The sequence below is a fragment of the Klebsiella sp. KTE92 genome (assembly GCF_000398905.1).
Taxonomy (GTDB): Bacteria; Pseudomonadota; Gammaproteobacteria; order Enterobacterales; family Enterobacteriaceae; genus Klebsiella; species Klebsiella variicola.
In genome coordinates this window covers 5,012,244-5,029,263 of sequence record NZ_KB976100.1, presented here as the reverse complement: position 1 = coordinate 5,029,263, position 17,020 = coordinate 5,012,244, and the positions used below count along the sequence as shown (strand labels likewise).

The following is a 17,020-nucleotide window of genomic DNA, read 5'->3' as shown; positions in this document are numbered from 1 at the left end:
ATAGTTCGAGCTGCGGAAAGGCGGCAAGTGTACGAGCTCCCCTGAGCATAGATAACGATGTGACTGGGATGATCGAGCGCAGCCAACGCATCCGTTGTTTGAAATAGGACGAATAAAAATAAATAAAGGTCCGGCGGATATATGCAAACAACATCACAGTTTTGGAGCAGAATAATGAGTATTTCCTTGAAGAAATCAGGGATGCTGAAGCTTGGTCTGAGCCTGGTCGCCATGACCGTCGCCGCCAGCGTGCAAGCGAAAACCCTGGTTTATTGTTCTGAAGGCTCGCCGGAAGGCTTTAACCCACAGCTCTTCACCTCTGGCACCACCTATGACGCCAGTTCCGTACCGATCTATAACCGCCTGGTCGAATTTAAAACCGGTACGACGGAAGTTATTCCAGGGCTTGCTGAGAAATGGGAAGTCAGTCCTGATGGCAAAACCTATACTTTCCATCTGCGCCAGGGCGTGAAGTGGCAAGATAATAAAGACTTCAAACCCACCCGTGACCTGAACGCCGATGACATCGTGTTCTCCTTCGATCGCCAGAAGAATACCAATAACCCGTACCATAAAGTTTCTGGCGGCAGCTATGAATACTTTGAAGGGATGGGGTTACCGGACCTGATTAGCGAAGTGAAGAAAGTGGACGATAAAACCGTCCAGTTCGTCCTGACTCGCCCGGAAGCGCCGTTCCTCGCTGACCTGGCCATGGACTTCGCCTCTATCCTGTCGAAAGAGTATGCCGATAACATGCTGAAAGCCGGCACGCCGGAAAAAGTGGACCTCAATCCTATCGGTACCGGCCCATTCCAGCTGCTGCAGTACCAGAAAGATTCCCGCATTCTGTATAAAGCCTTCCCGGGCTACTGGGGTACCAAGCCGAAGATCGATCGTCTGGTCTTCTCCATCACCCCGGACGCTTCCGTGCGCTATGCCAAACTGCAGAAAAATGAGTGCCAGGTGATGCCGTACCCGAACCCGGCGGACATCGCGCGCATGAAGGAAGATAAGAACATTACCCTGCTGGAACAGCCGGGCCTGAACGTCGGTTATCTCTCCTTCAACACCGAGAAGAAACCGCTGGACGACGTCAAAGTTCGTCAGGCGCTGACCTACGCGGTGAACAAAGAAGCGATCATCAAAGCCGTTTACCAGGGCGCAGGCCAGGCGGCGAAGAACCTGATCCCGCCGACCATGTGGGGCTATAACGACGACGTTAAGGACTACACCTACGATCCGGAGAAGGCGAAACAGCTGCTGAAAGAAGCGGGCCTGGAAAAAGGCTTCACCATCGACCTGTGGGCGATGCCGGTACAGCGTCCGTACAACCCGAATGCTCGCCGTATGGCTGAAATGATCCAGGCTGACTGGGCGAAAGTCGGGGTCCAGGCCAAGATTGTTACCTATGAGTGGGGTGAATATCTGAAGCGGGCGAAAGCGGGCGAGCACCAGACCGTAATGATGGGCTGGACCGGCGACAACGGGGATCCGGATAACTTCTTCGCGACCCTGTTCAGCTGCGCCGCAGCGAAAGACGGCTCCAACTACTCGCGCTGGTGCTATAAGCCGTTTGAAGATTTGATTCAGCCGGCCCGCGCTACCGACGACCACAACAAGCGTATTGAACTGTACAAACAGGCTCAGGTAGTGATGCATGACCAGGCTCCGGCGCTGATCATCGCCCACTCCACCGTCTATGAGCCGGTGCGTAAAGAAGTCAAAGGCTATGTGGTGGATCCGCTGGGCAAACACCACTTCGATAACGTCTCCGTCGAATAATAAGCACGATGCCTGACCTCCTCTCCCCGCGAGGGAGAGGTAGGGGGCGTATTCCCGCTATTCCGGGGAATGCTTTTGTGAGCAATACAGACGCCCTGTCGCCAGGCGGGGCGTCACTAGAGAGAATCCGGGTTATGTTGCAGTTTATTCTCCGACGTCTGGGACTCGTCATCCCGACATTTATCGGTATCACCCTTCTCACCTTTGCCTTCGTCCATATGATCCCCGGCGATCCGGTGATGATTATGGCGGGTGAACGTGGTATTTCCCCCGAGCGTCACGCGCAGCTGCTGGCCGAAATGGGCCTTGATAAGCCGCTGTGGCAGCAATATGCCCATTACATTTGGGGCGTACTGCACGGTGATTTAGGCATCTCGCTGAAAAGCCGAATTCCCGTGTGGCAAGAGTTTGTCCCGCGCTTTAAAGCCACCCTTGAGCTGGGCGTTTGCGCGATGATTTTCGCTGTCGCCGTCGGTATTCCGGTGGGCGTGCTGGCTGCGGTAAAACGCGGCTCCATCTTTGACCACACCGCCGTGGGTCTGGCGCTGACCGGCTACTCGATGCCTATCTTCTGGTGGGGCATGATGCTGATTATGCTAGTTTCGGTGCAGCTGAATCTGACGCCGGTCTCCGGGCGTATCAGCGATACGGTGTTCCTTGACGATACTCTGCCGCTGACCGGCTTCATGCTGATCGACACCGCCATCTGGGGCGAGCAGGGCGACTTTATTGACGCCTTAATGCATATGATCCTGCCAGCTATCGTGCTGGGCACCATCCCGCTGGCGGTGATTGTGCGTATGACCCGTTCGTCGATGCTGGAAGTGCTCGGCGAAGACTATATTCGTACCGCGCGCGCCAAAGGGCTGACCCGGATGCGAGTGATTGTGGTCCACGCGCTGCGCAACGCGATGCTGCCAGTGGTCACGGTCATTGGCCTGCAGGTGGGCACGCTGCTGGCGGGCGCCATCCTGACGGAAACCATTTTCTCATGGCCTGGTTTAGGCCGCTGGCTGATCGACGCGCTGCAGCGTCGCGATTATCCGGTGGTGCAGGGCGGGGTGCTGCTGGTGGCGACGATGATTATCCTCGTCAACCTGCTGGTCGACCTGCTGTATGGCGTGGTGAACCCGCGTATCCGGCATAAGAAGTAAGGGGCCATCATGTCACAAGTTTCTGAGAATAAAGCGATTGCTGCACCGGTGCCAATGACCCCGCTGCAGGAGTTCTGGCACTATTTCAAACGCAACAAAGGCGCGGTCGTCGGTCTGGTATACGTGGCGGTGATGATTATCATCGCGGTGTTCGCCAACTTCCTCGCCCCGTATAACCCGGCGGATCAGTTCCGTGATTCGCTGCTGGCGCCGCCGTTCTGGCAGGATGGCGGCAGCCTGGCGCATCTGCTCGGCACCGACGACGTGGGCCGCGATATTCTGTCGCGTCTGATGTACGGCGCCCGCCTGTCGCTGCTGGTGGGCTGCCTGGTGGTGGTCCTGTCGCTGATCCTTGGCGTGGTGCTCGGTCTGGTGGCGGGCTATTTCGGCGGGGCGGTGGATTCCATCATCATGCGCGTCGTCGATATTATGCTGGCGCTGCCGAGCCTGCTGCTGGCGCTGGTGCTGGTGGCTATCTTCGGGCCATCTATCGTCAACGCGTCGCTGGCGCTAACCTTCGTGGCGCTCCCGCACTATGTGCGTCTGACGCGCGCCGCGGTGCTGGTGGAGGTCAACCGCGACTACGTGACCGCTTCCCGCGTAGCGGGCGCCGGCGCGATGCGCCAGATGTTCGTCAATATTCTTCCCAACTGTCTCGCGCCGCTGATCGTTCAGGCGTCGCTGGGCTTTTCTAACGCCATTCTCGACATGGCAGCGCTGGGGTTCCTCGGCATGGGCGCGCAGCCGCCGACGCCTGAGTGGGGCACCATGCTCTCCGACGTATTGCAGTTCGCGCAAAGCGCCTGGTGGGTGGTGACCTTCCCGGGCGTGGCGATCCTGCTGACGGTGCTGGCATTTAACCTGATGGGTGACGGTCTGCGTGACGCGCTCGATCCCAAACTGAAGCAGTAAGAGGTTCGAGATGGCGTTATTAAATGTAGATAAATTATCGGTGCATTTCGGCGATGAGAACGCGCCGTTCCGCGCCGTAGACCGCATCAGCTATAGCGTGAATCAGGGTGAAGTGGTCGGTATTGTGGGGGAGTCCGGTTCCGGTAAATCCGTCAGTTCGCTGGCGATTATGGGCCTGATTGACTATCCCGGCCGGGTGATGGCGGACAAACTGGAGTTCAATGGCCGCGACCTGCAGCGCATCTCTGAAAAAGAGCGGCGTCAGCTGGTGGGGGCGGAAGTGGCGATGATCTTCCAGGATCCGATGACCAGCCTCAATCCGTGCTATACCGTCGGCTACCAGATTATGGAAGCGATCAAAGTTCATCAGGGCGGCAATAAGCAAACTCGCCGTCAGCGGGCCATCGACCTGCTGAACCTGGTGGGCATTCCCGATCCGGCGTCGCGGCTCGACGTTTACCCGCACCAGCTTTCCGGCGGGATGAGTCAGCGCGTGATGATCGCGATGGCGATTGCCTGTCGGCCAAAACTGCTGATTGCCGATGAACCGACCACCGCGCTGGACGTGACTATTCAGGCGCAGATCATCGAGCTGCTGCTGGAGTTGCAGCAGCAAGAGAATATGGCGCTGGTGCTGATCACCCACGACCTGGCGCTGGTGGCCGAGGCGGCGCATAAAATTATCGTCATGTATGCGGGTCAGGTGGTGGAGACCGGTGATGCGAAGGATATCTTCCGCGCGCCGCGTCATCCGTACACCCAGGCGCTGCTGCGCGCGCTGCCGGAGTTCGCCCAGGATAAGGCGCGTCTGGCGTCGCTGCCGGGCGTGGTGCCGGGGAAATATGACCGTCCTGTCGGCTGTCTGCTGAACCCGCGCTGCCCCTATGCCACGGATAAATGCCGGAGCGAAGAGCCCGCGCTCGCGGATCTTACCGGCGGCCGTCAGTCTAAATGTCACTACCCACTCGATGATGCCGGGAGGCCTGGATTATGAGTACGCAAAAGGCCGCCGCGCAACAACCGCTGTTGCAGGCCATTGATCTGAAAAAACACTACCCGGTGAAGAAGGGAATATTCGCCCCGGAACGACTGGTGAAAGCACTGGACGGCGTCTCCTTTACCCTTGAGCGTGGTAAAACGCTGGCGGTGGTGGGGGAGTCGGGCTGCGGCAAATCGACCCTCGGTCGTCTGCTGACAATGATTGAGATCCCCACCGGCGGTGAGCTGTATTATCAGGGGCAGGATCTGCTTAAGCACGACCCGCAGGCGCAGAAGCTGCGGCGGCAGAAAATCCAGATTGTGTTCCAGAACCCGTATGGTTCGCTAAACCCGCGTAAAAAAGTGGGGCAGATTCTGGAAGAGCCGCTGTTGATTAACAGCAGCCTGAGTAAAGAGCAGCGCCGTGAAAAAGCGCTGGCGATGATGGCGAAGGTCGGCCTGAAAACCGAGCATTACGATCGCTACCCGCATATGTTTTCCGGCGGTCAGCGCCAGCGTATCGCTATTGCCCGCGGGCTGATGCTGGATCCGGACGTGGTGATTGCCGATGAGCCGGTTTCCGCGCTGGACGTTTCGGTACGTGCCCAGGTGCTGAACCTGATGATGGATCTGCAGCAGGATTTAGGGCTGTCCTACGTGTTTATCTCCCACGACCTGTCGGTCGTCGAGCACATCGCTGATGAAGTGATGGTGATGTATCTCGGCCGCTGCGTGGAGAAGGGCACCAAGGACCAGATCTTCAACAATCCGCGTCATCCGTACACCCAGGCGCTGTTGTCGGCGACGCCGCGTCTGAATCCGGACGATCGGCGCGAGCGGATCAAGCTGACCGGCGAACTGCCGAGCCCGCTGAACCCACCGCCGGGCTGCGCCTTTAACGCGCGCTGCCGTCGACGCTTTGGTCCCTGCACTCAGCTTCAGCCGCAGCTTAAGGATTACGGCGGCCAGCTGGTAGCCTGCTTTGCCGTCGATCAGGATGAGAATCCGCAAAAACCCCACGCCTGATGGCACACTCCCGGTCCCAGGACCGGGAGTTTCTCTTCCGCCGGAGAGGAAACCTGGCAACACCGTTTATTACCGCAGTTTCTGCCATACTCTCGGAGCATTCTTCGTCGATTATCCGAAAAAATAAGCCTTTCAGTCCATTTTTATAGAATTAAAGAGAAATTAAAATGGTTCAGGTTTATTCTTTCGCTCAACTGACGCTATGATTTCATCATGGCGTAATACTTTTATATAAAAACGACTGGGAAGCGCGATGGTTGCGGGGGTTAAGGATGTACGCATACCTAAAAAATGGGGCTATCCTTCTGAAAGGGAAGTGTTAGTGTAGCGATACTTCTGCCGTGGAATCATCCCAAAAATCAAATTCTAAACTATTATAACCCTGTCAATCGTGTGTATTGGTACGTCACCACCGGCGCTTTATCTGCCATACCAGAAGCGTCACGATATTTTTAATATACCCAGAAAATAACAACAAACTTAATATGAAATTTTTAAAATCATGAGGTTATCAATGAACCATTATGATGATCTGCAGCGCTTTCAAGAAAAAACGCGGACGCAAAACCTCAAATTTCAGGATCTTTCTTCGCAAGCCGCCACGCGGGAACATGGGGATTGGGCGATCCTCAATCAGCTGAATCCCGACGCCGGGAAACCCGCTTCTCTGGCGCTGGGAGGGTCGGTCTCCGCGCCGCTGCCGCAGCCCGTGCCTGCGGATCTCTTCCAGCGTGTCGACCCTGTGGTCGCCGCGCCAGCATCACCTCCGGTTGCGCCAGTCCCCCCAGTTATTGCCGCGATCCCACTGCCGGTCGCAGAACCTGCAATGCCGGAACCTGTCGCTCCGGCGCCGGCGATGACGTCAGAGCCCTTGGCAGCGACGCCAGTACCTGAACCGGTGATGTCCCCGCCGCCGAGGATGGCCCCGCGGCCTGCGCCGGGCGCCGACAACTATGCCCACCTGTTCGCGGCAAAAACCGCGGAGCCGGTGGCGAAAAATAAAGACCAGCCTTTGAAATCTCTTCTGGAAAGGATCGCTACATGCCGTTGATTTGCGTCTGTTCACCGAAAGGTGGCGTGGGGAAAACGACCCTTGCGGCCAATTTAGCTTATTCGCTGGCGCGGACCGGCAGCAAAGTCCTGGCGCTGGATTTTGACGTCCAGAATGCGCTGCGTTTGCATTTTGGCGTGCCGTTGAGCGATGAGCGGGGCTACGTGGCGAAGGCGCTGGAACTGCATGACTGGAGCCAGTGTGTGCTGAGCGCCGGCAGCAATATTTTCGTCCTGCCTTACGGCGAAGTGAGCGAAGCGCAGCGTCAGGCGTTTGATGAGCAACTGACCCACAATGACCATTTTCTCCAGCGCGGTCTGTCGGCGCTGCTCAACTATCCCGGGCTTATCACCATCGCCGATATGCCGCCAGGGCCTTCACCGGCGCTGAAGGCCCTGACGGGGCTGGCGGATCTGCATCTGATCCCGCTGCTGGCGGATACCGCCTCAATGTCGACCCTGGCGCACGTGGAAAAGCAGCGCCTGACCGGCGGGGCGCTGAATCACAAGCACGGGCACTATTTCGTCATAAACCAAAGCGATAGCCGTCGCCAGGTCAGCCGGGACGTCACCAGCCTGATGGAAGAGAAACTGGGCGAGCGACTGCTTGGCGTGATCCATCGTGATGAAAGCGTGGTAGAGGCTAATGCCTCGCAGAAGTCGATCCTGGACTTCAACGCCTCCTCCGCAGCGGCCTTTGATATTGAAATCATGGCTAAAAAAATATCTTCGCTGTTGGGTATCCACATTGGCGATGGCACGGTGCACAGCCAGCCACGCATGTCAGGGCTTTAACTTATTGCAGGGCTGCTGAATGAAAAAATCTCTTTTTTGGTTGCTGGCGCTGGTGCTGTCTCCCGTCGCCGTGCTGGTGGTGATCACGCCGATGGACAGCCAAAAGCAGTATATTTTTGGTCTGCTAAGTATCGGTATTCTCTTTCTGATGGGCTTCAGCAAGCGCCGCAGCGTATCGGTCATTATGGTCGTCACGTCGCTGCTGATGTCCACGCGTTACATGTATTTTCGCCTCACGCAGACCCTGCACTTCAACTCGTCCATTGAAGCCATTCTCGGAATGGGACTCTTTCTGGCGGAGGTCTATATCTGGGTGATGCTGCTGCTTAACTACCTGCAGACGGTCTGGCCGCTGAAGCGCGGCATTGTTCCACTGCCGGATGATATGAGCAAGTGGCCGACGGTCGATATCTATATTCCGAGCTATAACGAACCGTTAGAGGTGGTGCGCGATACCGTCCTGGCGGCACAATGCATTGATTATCCAAAAGATAAAATGAAGATCTATCTTCTGGATGATGGCAAACGCAGTGAGTTTGCCGTGTTCGCCGCCGACGTCGGCGTGGGCTATATCACCCGTAACGACAACAAGCACGCCAAAGCGGGGAACCTTAACCATGCGCTGACCCTGACCCACGGGGAGCTTATCTGCGTTTTCGACTGCGACCACGTCGCCACGCGCGTCTTCCTGCAGGCCACCGTCGGCGGTTTCCTGAAAGATCCGATGCTGGCTCTGGTGCAGACGCCGCACTATTTCTATTCCCCGGACCCGTTTGAACGTAACCTCTCCGTCGGGCGCAACATCCCGAACGAAGGGATGTTGTTCTATGGCCCGATTCAGCAGGGGAACGACAACTGGAACGCCACCTTTTTCTGCGGCTCCTGCGCGGTGATCCGCCGCGAGGCGCTGGCGCAGATCGGCGGTTTCGCTGTCGAAACGGTGACCGAAGATGCCCATACGGCGCTGAAGTTTCAGCGTCTGGGATGGAAGTCGGCCTTTCTCGATATTCCGCTGGCGGCTGGTCTCGCCACCGAACGTCTGGTGGTGCACGTCATCCAGCGAACCCGCTGGGCGCGCGGGATGACGCAGATCTTTCGCGTCGATAATCCCCTGTTTGGTCGCGGCCTGACCTTCCAGCAGCGTCACCGTGGACGGCATCAAAATCCTGCAGCCGCGTCAGCCTTACGACGCACCGAACTGGGTGCGCACCGACCGCTCGGTCACCTTCGCTGAGCTGAAAACCTATGAGCAACAGCTGCAGTCCAGCGGGCTGGTGCCGGATGCCATCACCGTGGCGCTTAATCTGCCGCCGGATCTCTATCTGCTGCGGGCCAACGGCATCGATATGGATCTGAAATATCGCTACACCATGCCGCCGGTGAAGGACAGTTCGCGGATGGATATCAGCCTCAACGACCAGTTCCTGCAGTCGTTCAGCCTGAACAGCGCTCAGGACGTGAACAAACTGATCCTGCGCCTGCCGGTGCTGCAGGGGCTGCTGGACGGCAAATCAGAGGTCACCATCCCCGCGCTGCGTCTCGGGGCGGTCAACCAGCTGCGCTTTGACTTCCAGTACATGAACCCGATGCCGGGCGGCTCCATCGACAACTGTATTACCTTCCAGCCGGTGCAGAACCATGTGGTGATTGGCGACGATTCGACCATCGACTTCTCGAAGTATTATCACTTTATCGCCCTGCCGGACCTGCGCGTCTTCGCCAATGCGGGCTTCCCTTACAGCCGTATGGCCGACCTCTCCGACACGCTGGTGGTGGTGCCGAAAGCGCCGACCCAGGGCCAGGTGGCGACGCTGCTGCAGGCGCTGGGCGGTATCGGTTCGCAGACCGGTCTGGCGGCGATTAATCTGCAGATGACCGACGATGGCAACCAGATCAAGAACAAAGATGCGGATCTGCTGTTGATCGGCGCGATCCCGTCGTCCCTCAAGGACGACACCAAAATCAACCTGCTGGTCGAGGCGACCAAAAGCTGGGTGAAAATGCCGATGCGCCACTATGACCTGGCGAGCATTTATCCCGATGACGATGCCCGCACGCCCAATACCCGCACCGACATTACCTCTTCCGGGCCGATGGCGGCGGTGATTGGCTTCCAGTCGCCGTATAACGATCAGCGCAGCGTGGTGGCCCTGCTGGCCGACAGCCCGCGCGGTAATGAACTGCTGACCAACGCCCTCAACGACAGCGGTAAGCGGGCAGCAATGTTTGGCTCGGTAGCGGTGATCCGCGAGTCCGGCGTCAACAGTCTGCGGGTAGGGGATATCTACTACGTGGGTCATCTGCCCTGGTTCGAGCGCATCTGGTTCGCGCTCTCTAACCACCCGATACTGCTGGCGATCTTCGCCGCTATCAGTATTGTGCTGCTGGCGTGGGTGCTGTGGCGCATGCTGCGCATCATCAGTCGCCGCCGTCTTAGCCTGGATGATGAATAAACCATGATGAAAGTACTTTGTGGCGCGGTGCTCTCCGCGCTGCTGCTGGCGGCGGGCCCGGTGAGCGCCGCCTGCCAGTGGCCCGCCTGGGAGCAGTTTAAAAAAGCGTACGTCAGCCCTGAGGGACGGGTGATTGACCCCAGCGATGCGCGCAAAATCTCCACCTCGGAAGGACAGAGCTATGGCCTGTTTTTCGCCCTGGCCGCCAACGATCGCGCAGGGTTCGACAAACTACTGACCTGGACGCAGAACAACCTGGCGGAAGGCGACCTGCGGCAACATCTGCCGGGCTGGCTGTGGGGCAAAAAGGACGATGAGCAGTGGACGTTGCTGGACAGCAACTCGGCCTCCGACTCGGATCTGTGGATAGCCTGGGCGCTGCTGGAGGCGGGCCGCCTGTGGCAGCAGCCGCAGTACACCGAGACCGGCAAAGCACTGCTGGCGCGGATTGTCGAGGAAGAGACGGTGGCGGTGCCCGGTCTTGGCACGATGCTGCTGCCGGGAAAAGTCGGTTTTGCCGATGACAGCGGCTGGCGGTTTAACCCCAGCTATCTTCCGCCGCAGCTGGCCACCTACTTTGTGCGTTTTGGCGCGCCGTGGCCTGCCCTGCGCGACAGCAACCTGCGCCTGCTGCTGGAGACCGCGCCGAAAGGCTTTATCCCGGACTGGGTGCGCTATGAGAAAGGGAAAGGCTGGCAGCTGAAAACCGAAAAGCCGCTGATCGGCAGCTATGACGCGATTCGCGTCTACCTGTGGGTGGGCATGCTCCATGATGGCGATAAGCAGAAAGCGCGCCTGCTGCAACGCTTCGCGCCGATGGCGGCGCAGACCACGGAGCAGGGGGTGCCGCCGGAGAAAGTGAATATCGCCACCGGCAAAACCAGCGGCCAGGGGCCCGTGGGCTTCTCCGCGGTGATGCTACCGTTTTTACAGGACGACGAGGCCCGGTCGGTGCAACGCCAGCGCGTCGCCGATAACTATCCCGGCGCGGATGCCTACTACAGCGCAGTTCTGACGCTGTTCGGCCAGGGTTGGGATCAACACCGTTTTCGTTTCACTGCGGGTGGCGAATTACAACCTGACTGGAACCAGGAATGCGCAAGCTCTCACTAAGTTTACTCACGCTGTCCCTCGGCGTGGCGCTGCTGCCGTTAGCGCAGGCGGCGACGACGCCTGCCCAGGAGCATCTGCTGGAGCAGGTCCGCCTTGGCGAGGCCAGTAATCGTGAAGACCTGGTGCGCCAGTCGCTGTACCGCCTGGAGCTGATTGATCCCAACAACCCGGATCTGATTGCCGCGCGGATGCGCTACCTGCTGCGTCAGGGGGATGCCGCCGGGGCGCAAAAAGAGCTGGAACGATTGACGAAGCTGGCGCCGGACTCCCCGGAGCTGAAGGCGTCGCGCAATGAGATGAAAAGCAACACCGGCGAGGGCCGGCAGGCGCTGCAGCAGGCGCGACTGCTGGGCGTGGCCGGGAAGGTCGATGAAGCCATCGCCGCCTATGAAAAACTGTACGGCGGGGTGCCGGATGACGTTGACGTCGCCATTGAATACTGGACGCTGGTGGCGCGCCTGCCCGCTCGCCATAGCGAAGGCGTCAGCCAGTTGAAAAAGCTGAACGCCAGCGCGCCGGGCAACGTCAGCCTGCTGACTTCGCTGGCGAAGCAGATGTTTGCCGATAACAAACCGCAGGAAGGGTTTGCCTATCTGGCGGAGATGGCCCGCTCGGCCTCAGGACGCGGCATCGCCGCCGACATGTGGTTCAGTGAAGTGAAAAGCATGCCGGTGAGCAAGGCCAGCGTGCAGGCGTTGCAGCAATTTCTCCTGCAGTTTCCCACCGGCTCGGTGGCGGCGAACGCCCGCGTTCTGCTCGACCAGCAGCAGGCGCAGCTGCAGGATCCGACCTTCCGCGCCCGCTCGGAAGGGCTGGCGGCGGTCAAGTCCGGGAATGCCTCGCAGGCGGTCGCGGATCTTCAGAAAGCCGTTCAGGCCGACAGCCGCGACAGCGATGCGGTGGGCGCCCTCGGTCAGGCCTATTCCCAGCGCGGCGATCGCGCGCGGGCAGTGGCGCAGCTCAATAAAGCGATTGCCATGGACCCCGACAGCCCGAACCGCGGCAAATGGGACAGCCTGCTGCAAACCAACCGTTACTGGCTACTGATCAAGCAGGGGGATAACGCCCTGAAAGCCGGCCAGCTTTCGCAGGCGCAGAACTATTATGCCCAGGCGCAGCGGGTCGATCGCACCGACAGTTATGCCGTGCTGGGATTGGGGGACGTCGCGGCGGCGCGCAAAGAGTCGGCAGCGGCGGAGCGCTATTACCAGCAGGCGTTGCGCCTGGATCGCGGTAATAATCTGGCGGTGCGCGGTCTGGCCAACCTCTATCGCGCCGAATCGCCGGAGAAAGCCAGCGCCTGGATCGCCGGCCTCCCTCCCGCTCAGCGGCGGAGCATCGATGATATTGAGCGCAGTCTGACCAACGACCGGCTGGAGAAACAGGCGCAGGCCCTGGAAAGTCAGGGCAACTGGGCGCAGGCGGCGGAAGTCCAGCGTCGGCGCCTGGCGCTGGATCCGGACAGCGTGTGGATAACCTACCGTCTGGCGCGCGATCTGGTTAGCGCCGGTGAACGCCAGGAGGCCGACGCGCTGATGCGGGCGATGGTCAACCGCCAGCCGCAGGATGCTGAACGGGTCTACGCCTCGGGGCTCTACCTGTCGGGAAACGACCAGGACGATCTGGCCCTGGCGCAAATCGCCGCTCTGCCGCGCAGCGCGTGGACGGATAATATTCGTGAGCTCGAAGCGCGTTTGCAAAGCGACCGGGTGCTGCGCCAGGCCAACCAGCTGCGCGACAGCGGTAACGAAGCGCAGGCGATCGCCCTTATCCAACAGCAGCCCGACTCGGTGCGCTATGACCTGACGCTCGCCGACTGGGCGCAGCAGCGCGGCGACAGCCAGACGGCGATTGCCGACTATCAGCGGGTGCTGCGCCAGGAGGCCGACAACGGCGATGCGCGCCTCGGCCTTGCGGAAGTCTACCTGGCCGAGGGCGATAAACAGGCCGCCCGGGCGCAGGTCATGCAGTTGAAAGGCGCAGAGACCGAATCCATGAATATGCAGCGTCGGGTCGCGCTGGCGCGAGCCGGCCTTGGCGATACCGCTGACGCGCAACAGATTTTTAACCAGATTGTGCCGCAGGCGAAGGCGCAGCCGCCCTCGATGGAGAGCGCGTTGGTGCTGCGCGATGCCGCGCGCTTTGCCACCCAGACCGGGGCGCCGCAGCAGGCGCTGACGCACTACCGGGAGGCGATGGTGGCCTCCGGCATCGCCCCCGCGCAGCCGCAGGATAACGATACCTTTACGCGGCTGACGCGCAACGACAGCCGGGATGACTGGCTGAAGCGCGGGATCCGTAGCGATGCCGCCGATCTTTATCGCCAGCAGGATCTGAACGTCACCCTGGAACACGACTTCTGGGGTTCCAGCGGCACCGGCGGCTATTCCGACCTGAAGGCGCATACCACCATGCTGCAGGTGGATGCTCCGCTGGCGGATGGCCGGATGTTCTTCCGCACCGATCTGGTCAATATGGATGCCGGCAGCTTTTCCACCCACAGCGACGGGAGCTACTCGCCCAGCTGGGGCACCTGCGGGGAGATCGCCTGTACCAGCGGCAGTAAAAACCAGACCGACAGCGGGGCCAGCGTGGCGGTCGGCTGGAAGAATGACACCTGGAGTGGCGATATCGGCACCACCCCGATGGGCTTCAATGTCGTCGATGTGGTGGGGGGGCTGAGCTACAGCAGCGACGTCGGGCCGGTGGGGTACACGGTCAATGTCCACCGGCGCCCCATCTCCAGCTCGCTGCTCTCCTTTGGCGGGCAGAAAGACAGCAGCAGCCATACCGGCACCACCTGGGGCGGCGTCCGCGCCGACGGCGGCGGCCTGAGCCTCAGCTATGACCGGGGCGAAGCGCACGGCATCTGGTCCTCGCTGGGGGCCGATTCGCTGACCGGTAAAAACGTGGCGGATAACTGGCGCGTGCGCTGGATGACCGGGTACTACTACAAGGTCATCAACGAGAATAATCGTCGCGTCACCGTCGGCCTCAACAATATGATCTGGCACTACGACAAAGATCTCAGCGGTTACACCCTCGGCCAGGGCGGCTATTACAGCCCGCAGGAGTATCTCTCATTCGCCGTGCCGGTGACCTGGCGTCAGCGTACCGAGAACTGGTCCTGGGAGCTCGGCGGGTCGGTGTCATGGTCCCATTCGCGCACCCAGACGCAAGCCCGTTATCCGCTGCTGAACCTGATCCCGTCCGACTACCGCCAGCGCGCCAGCGAGCTGACGGAGGAGGGGAGCAGCAGCCAGGGATTCGGTTACACCGCCAGAGCGCTGGTGGAGCGGCGGGTGACCAGCAACTGGTTCGTCGGCGCCGCGGTCGATATTCAGCAGGCGAAGGATTACACCCCGAGCCATGCGCTGCTTTACGTCCGCTACTCGGCAGCCGGCTGGCAGGGGGATCTGGATATGCCGCCCCAGCCGCTGGTGCCCTACGCCGACTGGTAGCAGAATAGGCTGAATTACGTCACAGAGCGCCACTCCACGACGCGCTTCGCGTATACTCGTGAGGCATTGCCCACCGTCGGCCGCCGGGGCGATTTCCCCGGCGTCTGCGCCACCGCGCGGAAATATCCCGTCACTTCATCCCTCGCGGGCGTGGGCGAAGGATTTGAGTATATAATCAGCCTGAAACGACCGGCATTGAAGGATTGATACCGGGTATGCATTCAGTATCAGTGGAGAACACCGTTGCGCGTCAGCCGTTCACTTACAATCAAACAGATGGCGATGGTCGCGAGCGTGTCCATGGCCTTTGTATTGGTTTTTTGCACTATTTTGCTGTTTCACTTTGTGCAACAGAGTCGCTTTACCACGGCCACGCAGTTAGAAAGTATCGCGCGATCCGTTCGCGAACCGCTGTCTGCGGCTATTCTGAAAGCCGATATTCCGGAAGCGGAAGCCATTTTAAGCCGTATCCAGCCTGCTGGCATCGTCAGCCGGGCGGATGTGGTGTTGCCGAACCAGTTCCAGGCGCTGCGGATGCGATTTATCCCCGAGCGGCCGGTGCCGGTGACCGTCACCCGGCTGTTTGAGCTGCCGGTGCAGATTTCGCTGCCTATTTATTCACTGGAACGGCCGGCTAACCCCCAGCCGCTGGCCTATCTCGTGCTGCAGGCGGATTCATACCGCATGTATAAATTCGTCATGAGCGCCCTTGCTACGTTAGTGACGGCTTACTTACTTTTGGTGCTGATGCTGACGGTGGCGCTTACCTGGTGCATCAACCGGCTGATGGTGCGCCCCCTGCGGCGTATCGCCCGCGAGCTGAACGATCTCTCCCAGCAGGATCGTCTCGGCCATCAGCTAACGCTCCCGCGCCTGCACCATGACGACGAGATCGGTATGCTGGTGCGCAGCTATAACCGCAACCAGCAGAGCCTGGTGCGCCAGCATGATGAACTGTCCATCCAGTCGACCCGCTTCCCGGTCTCAGAGTTGCCGAATAAAGCCTTTTTGCTGGCGATGCTGGAGCAGACGGTGGCCCGCCCCCAGAGCGCCGCGCTAATCGTCGTCGCCTGCGAAACCCTGCAGGATGCCGCCGGGGTCCTCAAGGAAAGCCAGCGCGAAATGCTGCTCCTGACGCTGGTGGAGAAGCTGCGAGCCGCCATTCCGCCGCAAATGGTGCTGGCTCAGGTGAGCGGGTATGACTTCGCGATTCTCGCCGATGGCCTTGCCGAACCGTGGCAGGCGGTGACGTTAAGTAAGCAAGTGCTCACTATTATTAATGAGCGTTTGCCGCTGCATGGGCTGCAGCTGCGGCCCTACGCCAGCGTCGGGATCGCCATGTTCCACGCCGGGCTCAGCGCCGAGCAGTTTTACCGGCGCGCGGTGTCGGCTGCCGTCACCGCACGACGTAAAGGCAAAAACCAGATTGAGTTCTTCGATCCCGAGCAGATGGAAAAGGCTCAGCGCCGTCTGATGGAAGAGCACGACATTATGACCGCCCTCGACAACCAGCAGTTCGCTATCTGGCTGCAGCCGCAGGTGGCCTGCGCCAGCGGCGAGATCTGCGGCGCCGAAGTGCTGCTGCGCCAGCGGCAGGCGGATGGCAGCTGGTCGCTACCGCCGTCGCTGATTGAGCGCATTGAGTCCTGCGGGCTGATTATCCCGGTCGGCTACTGGGTGATGGAAGAGGCCTGCCGCCAGCTGGCGGCCTGGCAAAGCCAGGGGATTATGCTGCCGCTGTCGGTCAATGTTTCCCTGCTCCAGCTGCTGGAACACGACCGTGGCGAGGAGATGCTAAAGCTGATCGCCCGCTACCGTATCGCCCCTGGCACCCTCATCCTCGAGGTGACGGAGAGCTGCCGGATGGACGATCCGCAGGATGTGATGGCGCGGTTGCGACCGCTGCGCGAGGCCGGGGTACAGATTGCGCTGGATGATTTTGGCATGGGTTATGCCGGGTTGCACCAGCTGCAGCAGATGAAAGCTCTGCCGGTGGATATTCTGAAAATCGATAAAGTATTCATCGATATGCTGCCGGAGGATGTCAGCATGGTGCCGGCGATGATCCAGCTCGCGCGCGGCCTGTCGCTGCGTATCGTGGCGGAAGGGGTGGAGAACGACGCCCAGTACCGCTGGTTGCAAGCCGCGGGCGTCGAGGTGCTCCAGGGCCATCTGTTCGGTTGCGCTTTGCCGCTGGAGGCATTCAGCGCGCGCTATCTCTCCCCGGTTCGTGAGGATGAAAATTTGTAAATGTTTTGTTGACTTGTGCGAGTCAGCTCAAAGATTTTAACAATTG

At 59.8% G+C, this 17,020-nt stretch carries 9 protein-coding genes and 4 pseudogenes; all 13 read left to right on the top strand.

The window, feature by feature from the left end; translation table 11 throughout:
• The first annotated feature begins 174 nt into the window (after positions 1-174).
• The 13 genes and pseudogenes from dppA (at position 175) to hmsP (ending at position 16,974) form a co-directional block, all read left to right on the top strand.
• Positions 175-1,782, top strand: a complete 1,608-nt coding sequence (dppA, locus tag A1WC_RS01990; RefSeq protein ID WP_012540345.1) for a dipeptide ABC transporter periplasmic-binding protein DppA — start codon at positions 175-177, stop codon at positions 1,780-1,782.
• 134 nt (positions 1,783-1,916) lie between these two features.
• Positions 1,917-2,936, top strand: coding sequence for a dipeptide ABC transporter permease DppB (gene dppB, locus A1WC_RS01995; RefSeq protein ID WP_008806900.1), 1,020 nt, complete (start codon positions 1,917-1,919; stop codon positions 2,934-2,936).
• A 9-nt stretch (positions 2,937-2,945) separates the two neighbouring features.
• Positions 2,946-3,848, top strand: coding sequence for a dipeptide ABC transporter permease DppC (gene dppC, locus A1WC_RS02000; protein WP_012967081.1), 903 nt, complete (start codon positions 2,946-2,948; stop codon positions 3,846-3,848).
• A gap of 10 nt (positions 3,849-3,858) precedes the next feature.
• Positions 3,859-4,842 (top strand): dipeptide ABC transporter ATP-binding protein, encoded by a 984-nt coding sequence (gene dppD / locus A1WC_RS02005; protein ID WP_012540347.1) that lies wholly within the window; start codon positions 3,859-3,861, stop codon positions 4,840-4,842.
• A complete protein-coding gene (dppF, locus tag A1WC_RS02010; RefSeq protein ID WP_012540348.1) occupies positions 4,839-5,852 on the top strand; it encodes a dipeptide ABC transporter ATP-binding subunit DppF in 1,014 nt (337 codons plus the stop codon). The genes dppD and dppF overlap by 4 nt, the downstream gene beginning before the upstream one ends.
• A gap of 24 nt (positions 5,853-5,876) precedes the next feature.
• Positions 5,877-6,050 (top strand): annotated as a pseudogene (locus A1WC_RS28115) (hypothetical protein); the annotation flags it as partial.
• A 316-nt stretch (positions 6,051-6,366) separates the two neighbouring features.
• Positions 6,367-6,903, top strand: coding sequence for a cellulose biosynthesis protein BcsO (gene bcsO, locus A1WC_RS02015; RefSeq protein WP_016161937.1), 537 nt, complete (start codon positions 6,367-6,369; stop codon positions 6,901-6,903).
• A gap of 1 nt (position 6,904) precedes the next feature.
• Positions 6,905-7,697: pseudogene (locus A1WC_RS02020) on the top strand (cellulose synthase operon protein YhjQ/BcsQ).
• Between the two features lie 19 nt (positions 7,698-7,716).
• Positions 7,717-8,841 (top strand): annotated as a pseudogene (locus tag A1WC_RS27705) (glycosyltransferase); the annotation flags it as partial.
• A pseudogene (bcsB, locus tag A1WC_RS27700) lies at positions 8,834-10,150 on the top strand (cellulose biosynthesis cyclic di-GMP-binding regulatory protein BcsB); the annotation flags it as partial. The pseudogenes A1WC_RS27705 and bcsB, both read left to right, overlap by 8 nt.
• A 3-nt stretch (positions 10,151-10,153) precedes the next feature.
• Positions 10,154-11,263: a cellulose synthase complex periplasmic endoglucanase BcsZ gene (gene bcsZ / locus A1WC_RS02035; RefSeq protein WP_012967091.1), complete on the top strand. Its 1,110-nt coding sequence runs from the start codon at positions 10,154-10,156 to the stop codon at positions 11,261-11,263.
• Positions 11,245-14,724: a cellulose synthase complex outer membrane protein BcsC gene (gene bcsC / locus A1WC_RS02040; RefSeq protein WP_016161934.1), complete on the top strand. Its 3,480-nt coding sequence runs from the start codon at positions 11,245-11,247 to the stop codon at positions 14,722-14,724. The genes bcsZ and bcsC overlap by 19 nt, the downstream gene beginning before the upstream one ends.
• 243 nt (positions 14,725-14,967) lie before the next feature.
• Positions 14,968-16,974, top strand: a complete 2,007-nt coding sequence (gene hmsP / locus A1WC_RS02045; protein WP_016161933.1) for a biofilm formation regulator HmsP — start codon at positions 14,968-14,970, stop codon at positions 16,972-16,974.
• The last annotated feature ends 46 nt before the right edge of the window (positions 16,975-17,020 follow it).

Excerpts from the sequence above, each read along its gene's own strand:
- dppA (WP_012540345.1), top strand. The coding sequence starts at position 175 with ATGAGTATTTCCTTGAAGAAATCAGGGATGCTGAAGCTTGGTCTGAGC.
- dppB (WP_008806900.1), top strand. The coding sequence starts at position 1,917 with ATGTTGCAGTTTATTCTCCGACGTCTGGGACTCGTCATCCCGACATTT.
- dppC (WP_012967081.1), top strand. The coding sequence starts at position 2,946 with ATGTCACAAGTTTCTGAGAATAAAGCGATTGCTGCACCGGTGCCAATG.
- dppD (WP_012540347.1), top strand. The coding sequence starts at position 3,859 with ATGGCGTTATTAAATGTAGATAAATTATCGGTGCATTTCGGCGATGAG.
- dppF (WP_012540348.1), top strand. The coding sequence starts at position 4,839 with ATGAGTACGCAAAAGGCCGCCGCGCAACAACCGCTGTTGCAGGCCATT.
- bcsO (WP_016161937.1), top strand. The coding sequence starts at position 6,367 with ATGAACCATTATGATGATCTGCAGCGCTTTCAAGAAAAAACGCGGACG.
- bcsZ (WP_012967091.1), top strand. The coding sequence starts at position 10,154 with ATGATGAAAGTACTTTGTGGCGCGGTGCTCTCCGCGCTGCTGCTGGCG.
- bcsC (WP_016161934.1), top strand. The coding sequence starts at position 11,245 with ATGCGCAAGCTCTCACTAAGTTTACTCACGCTGTCCCTCGGCGTGGCG.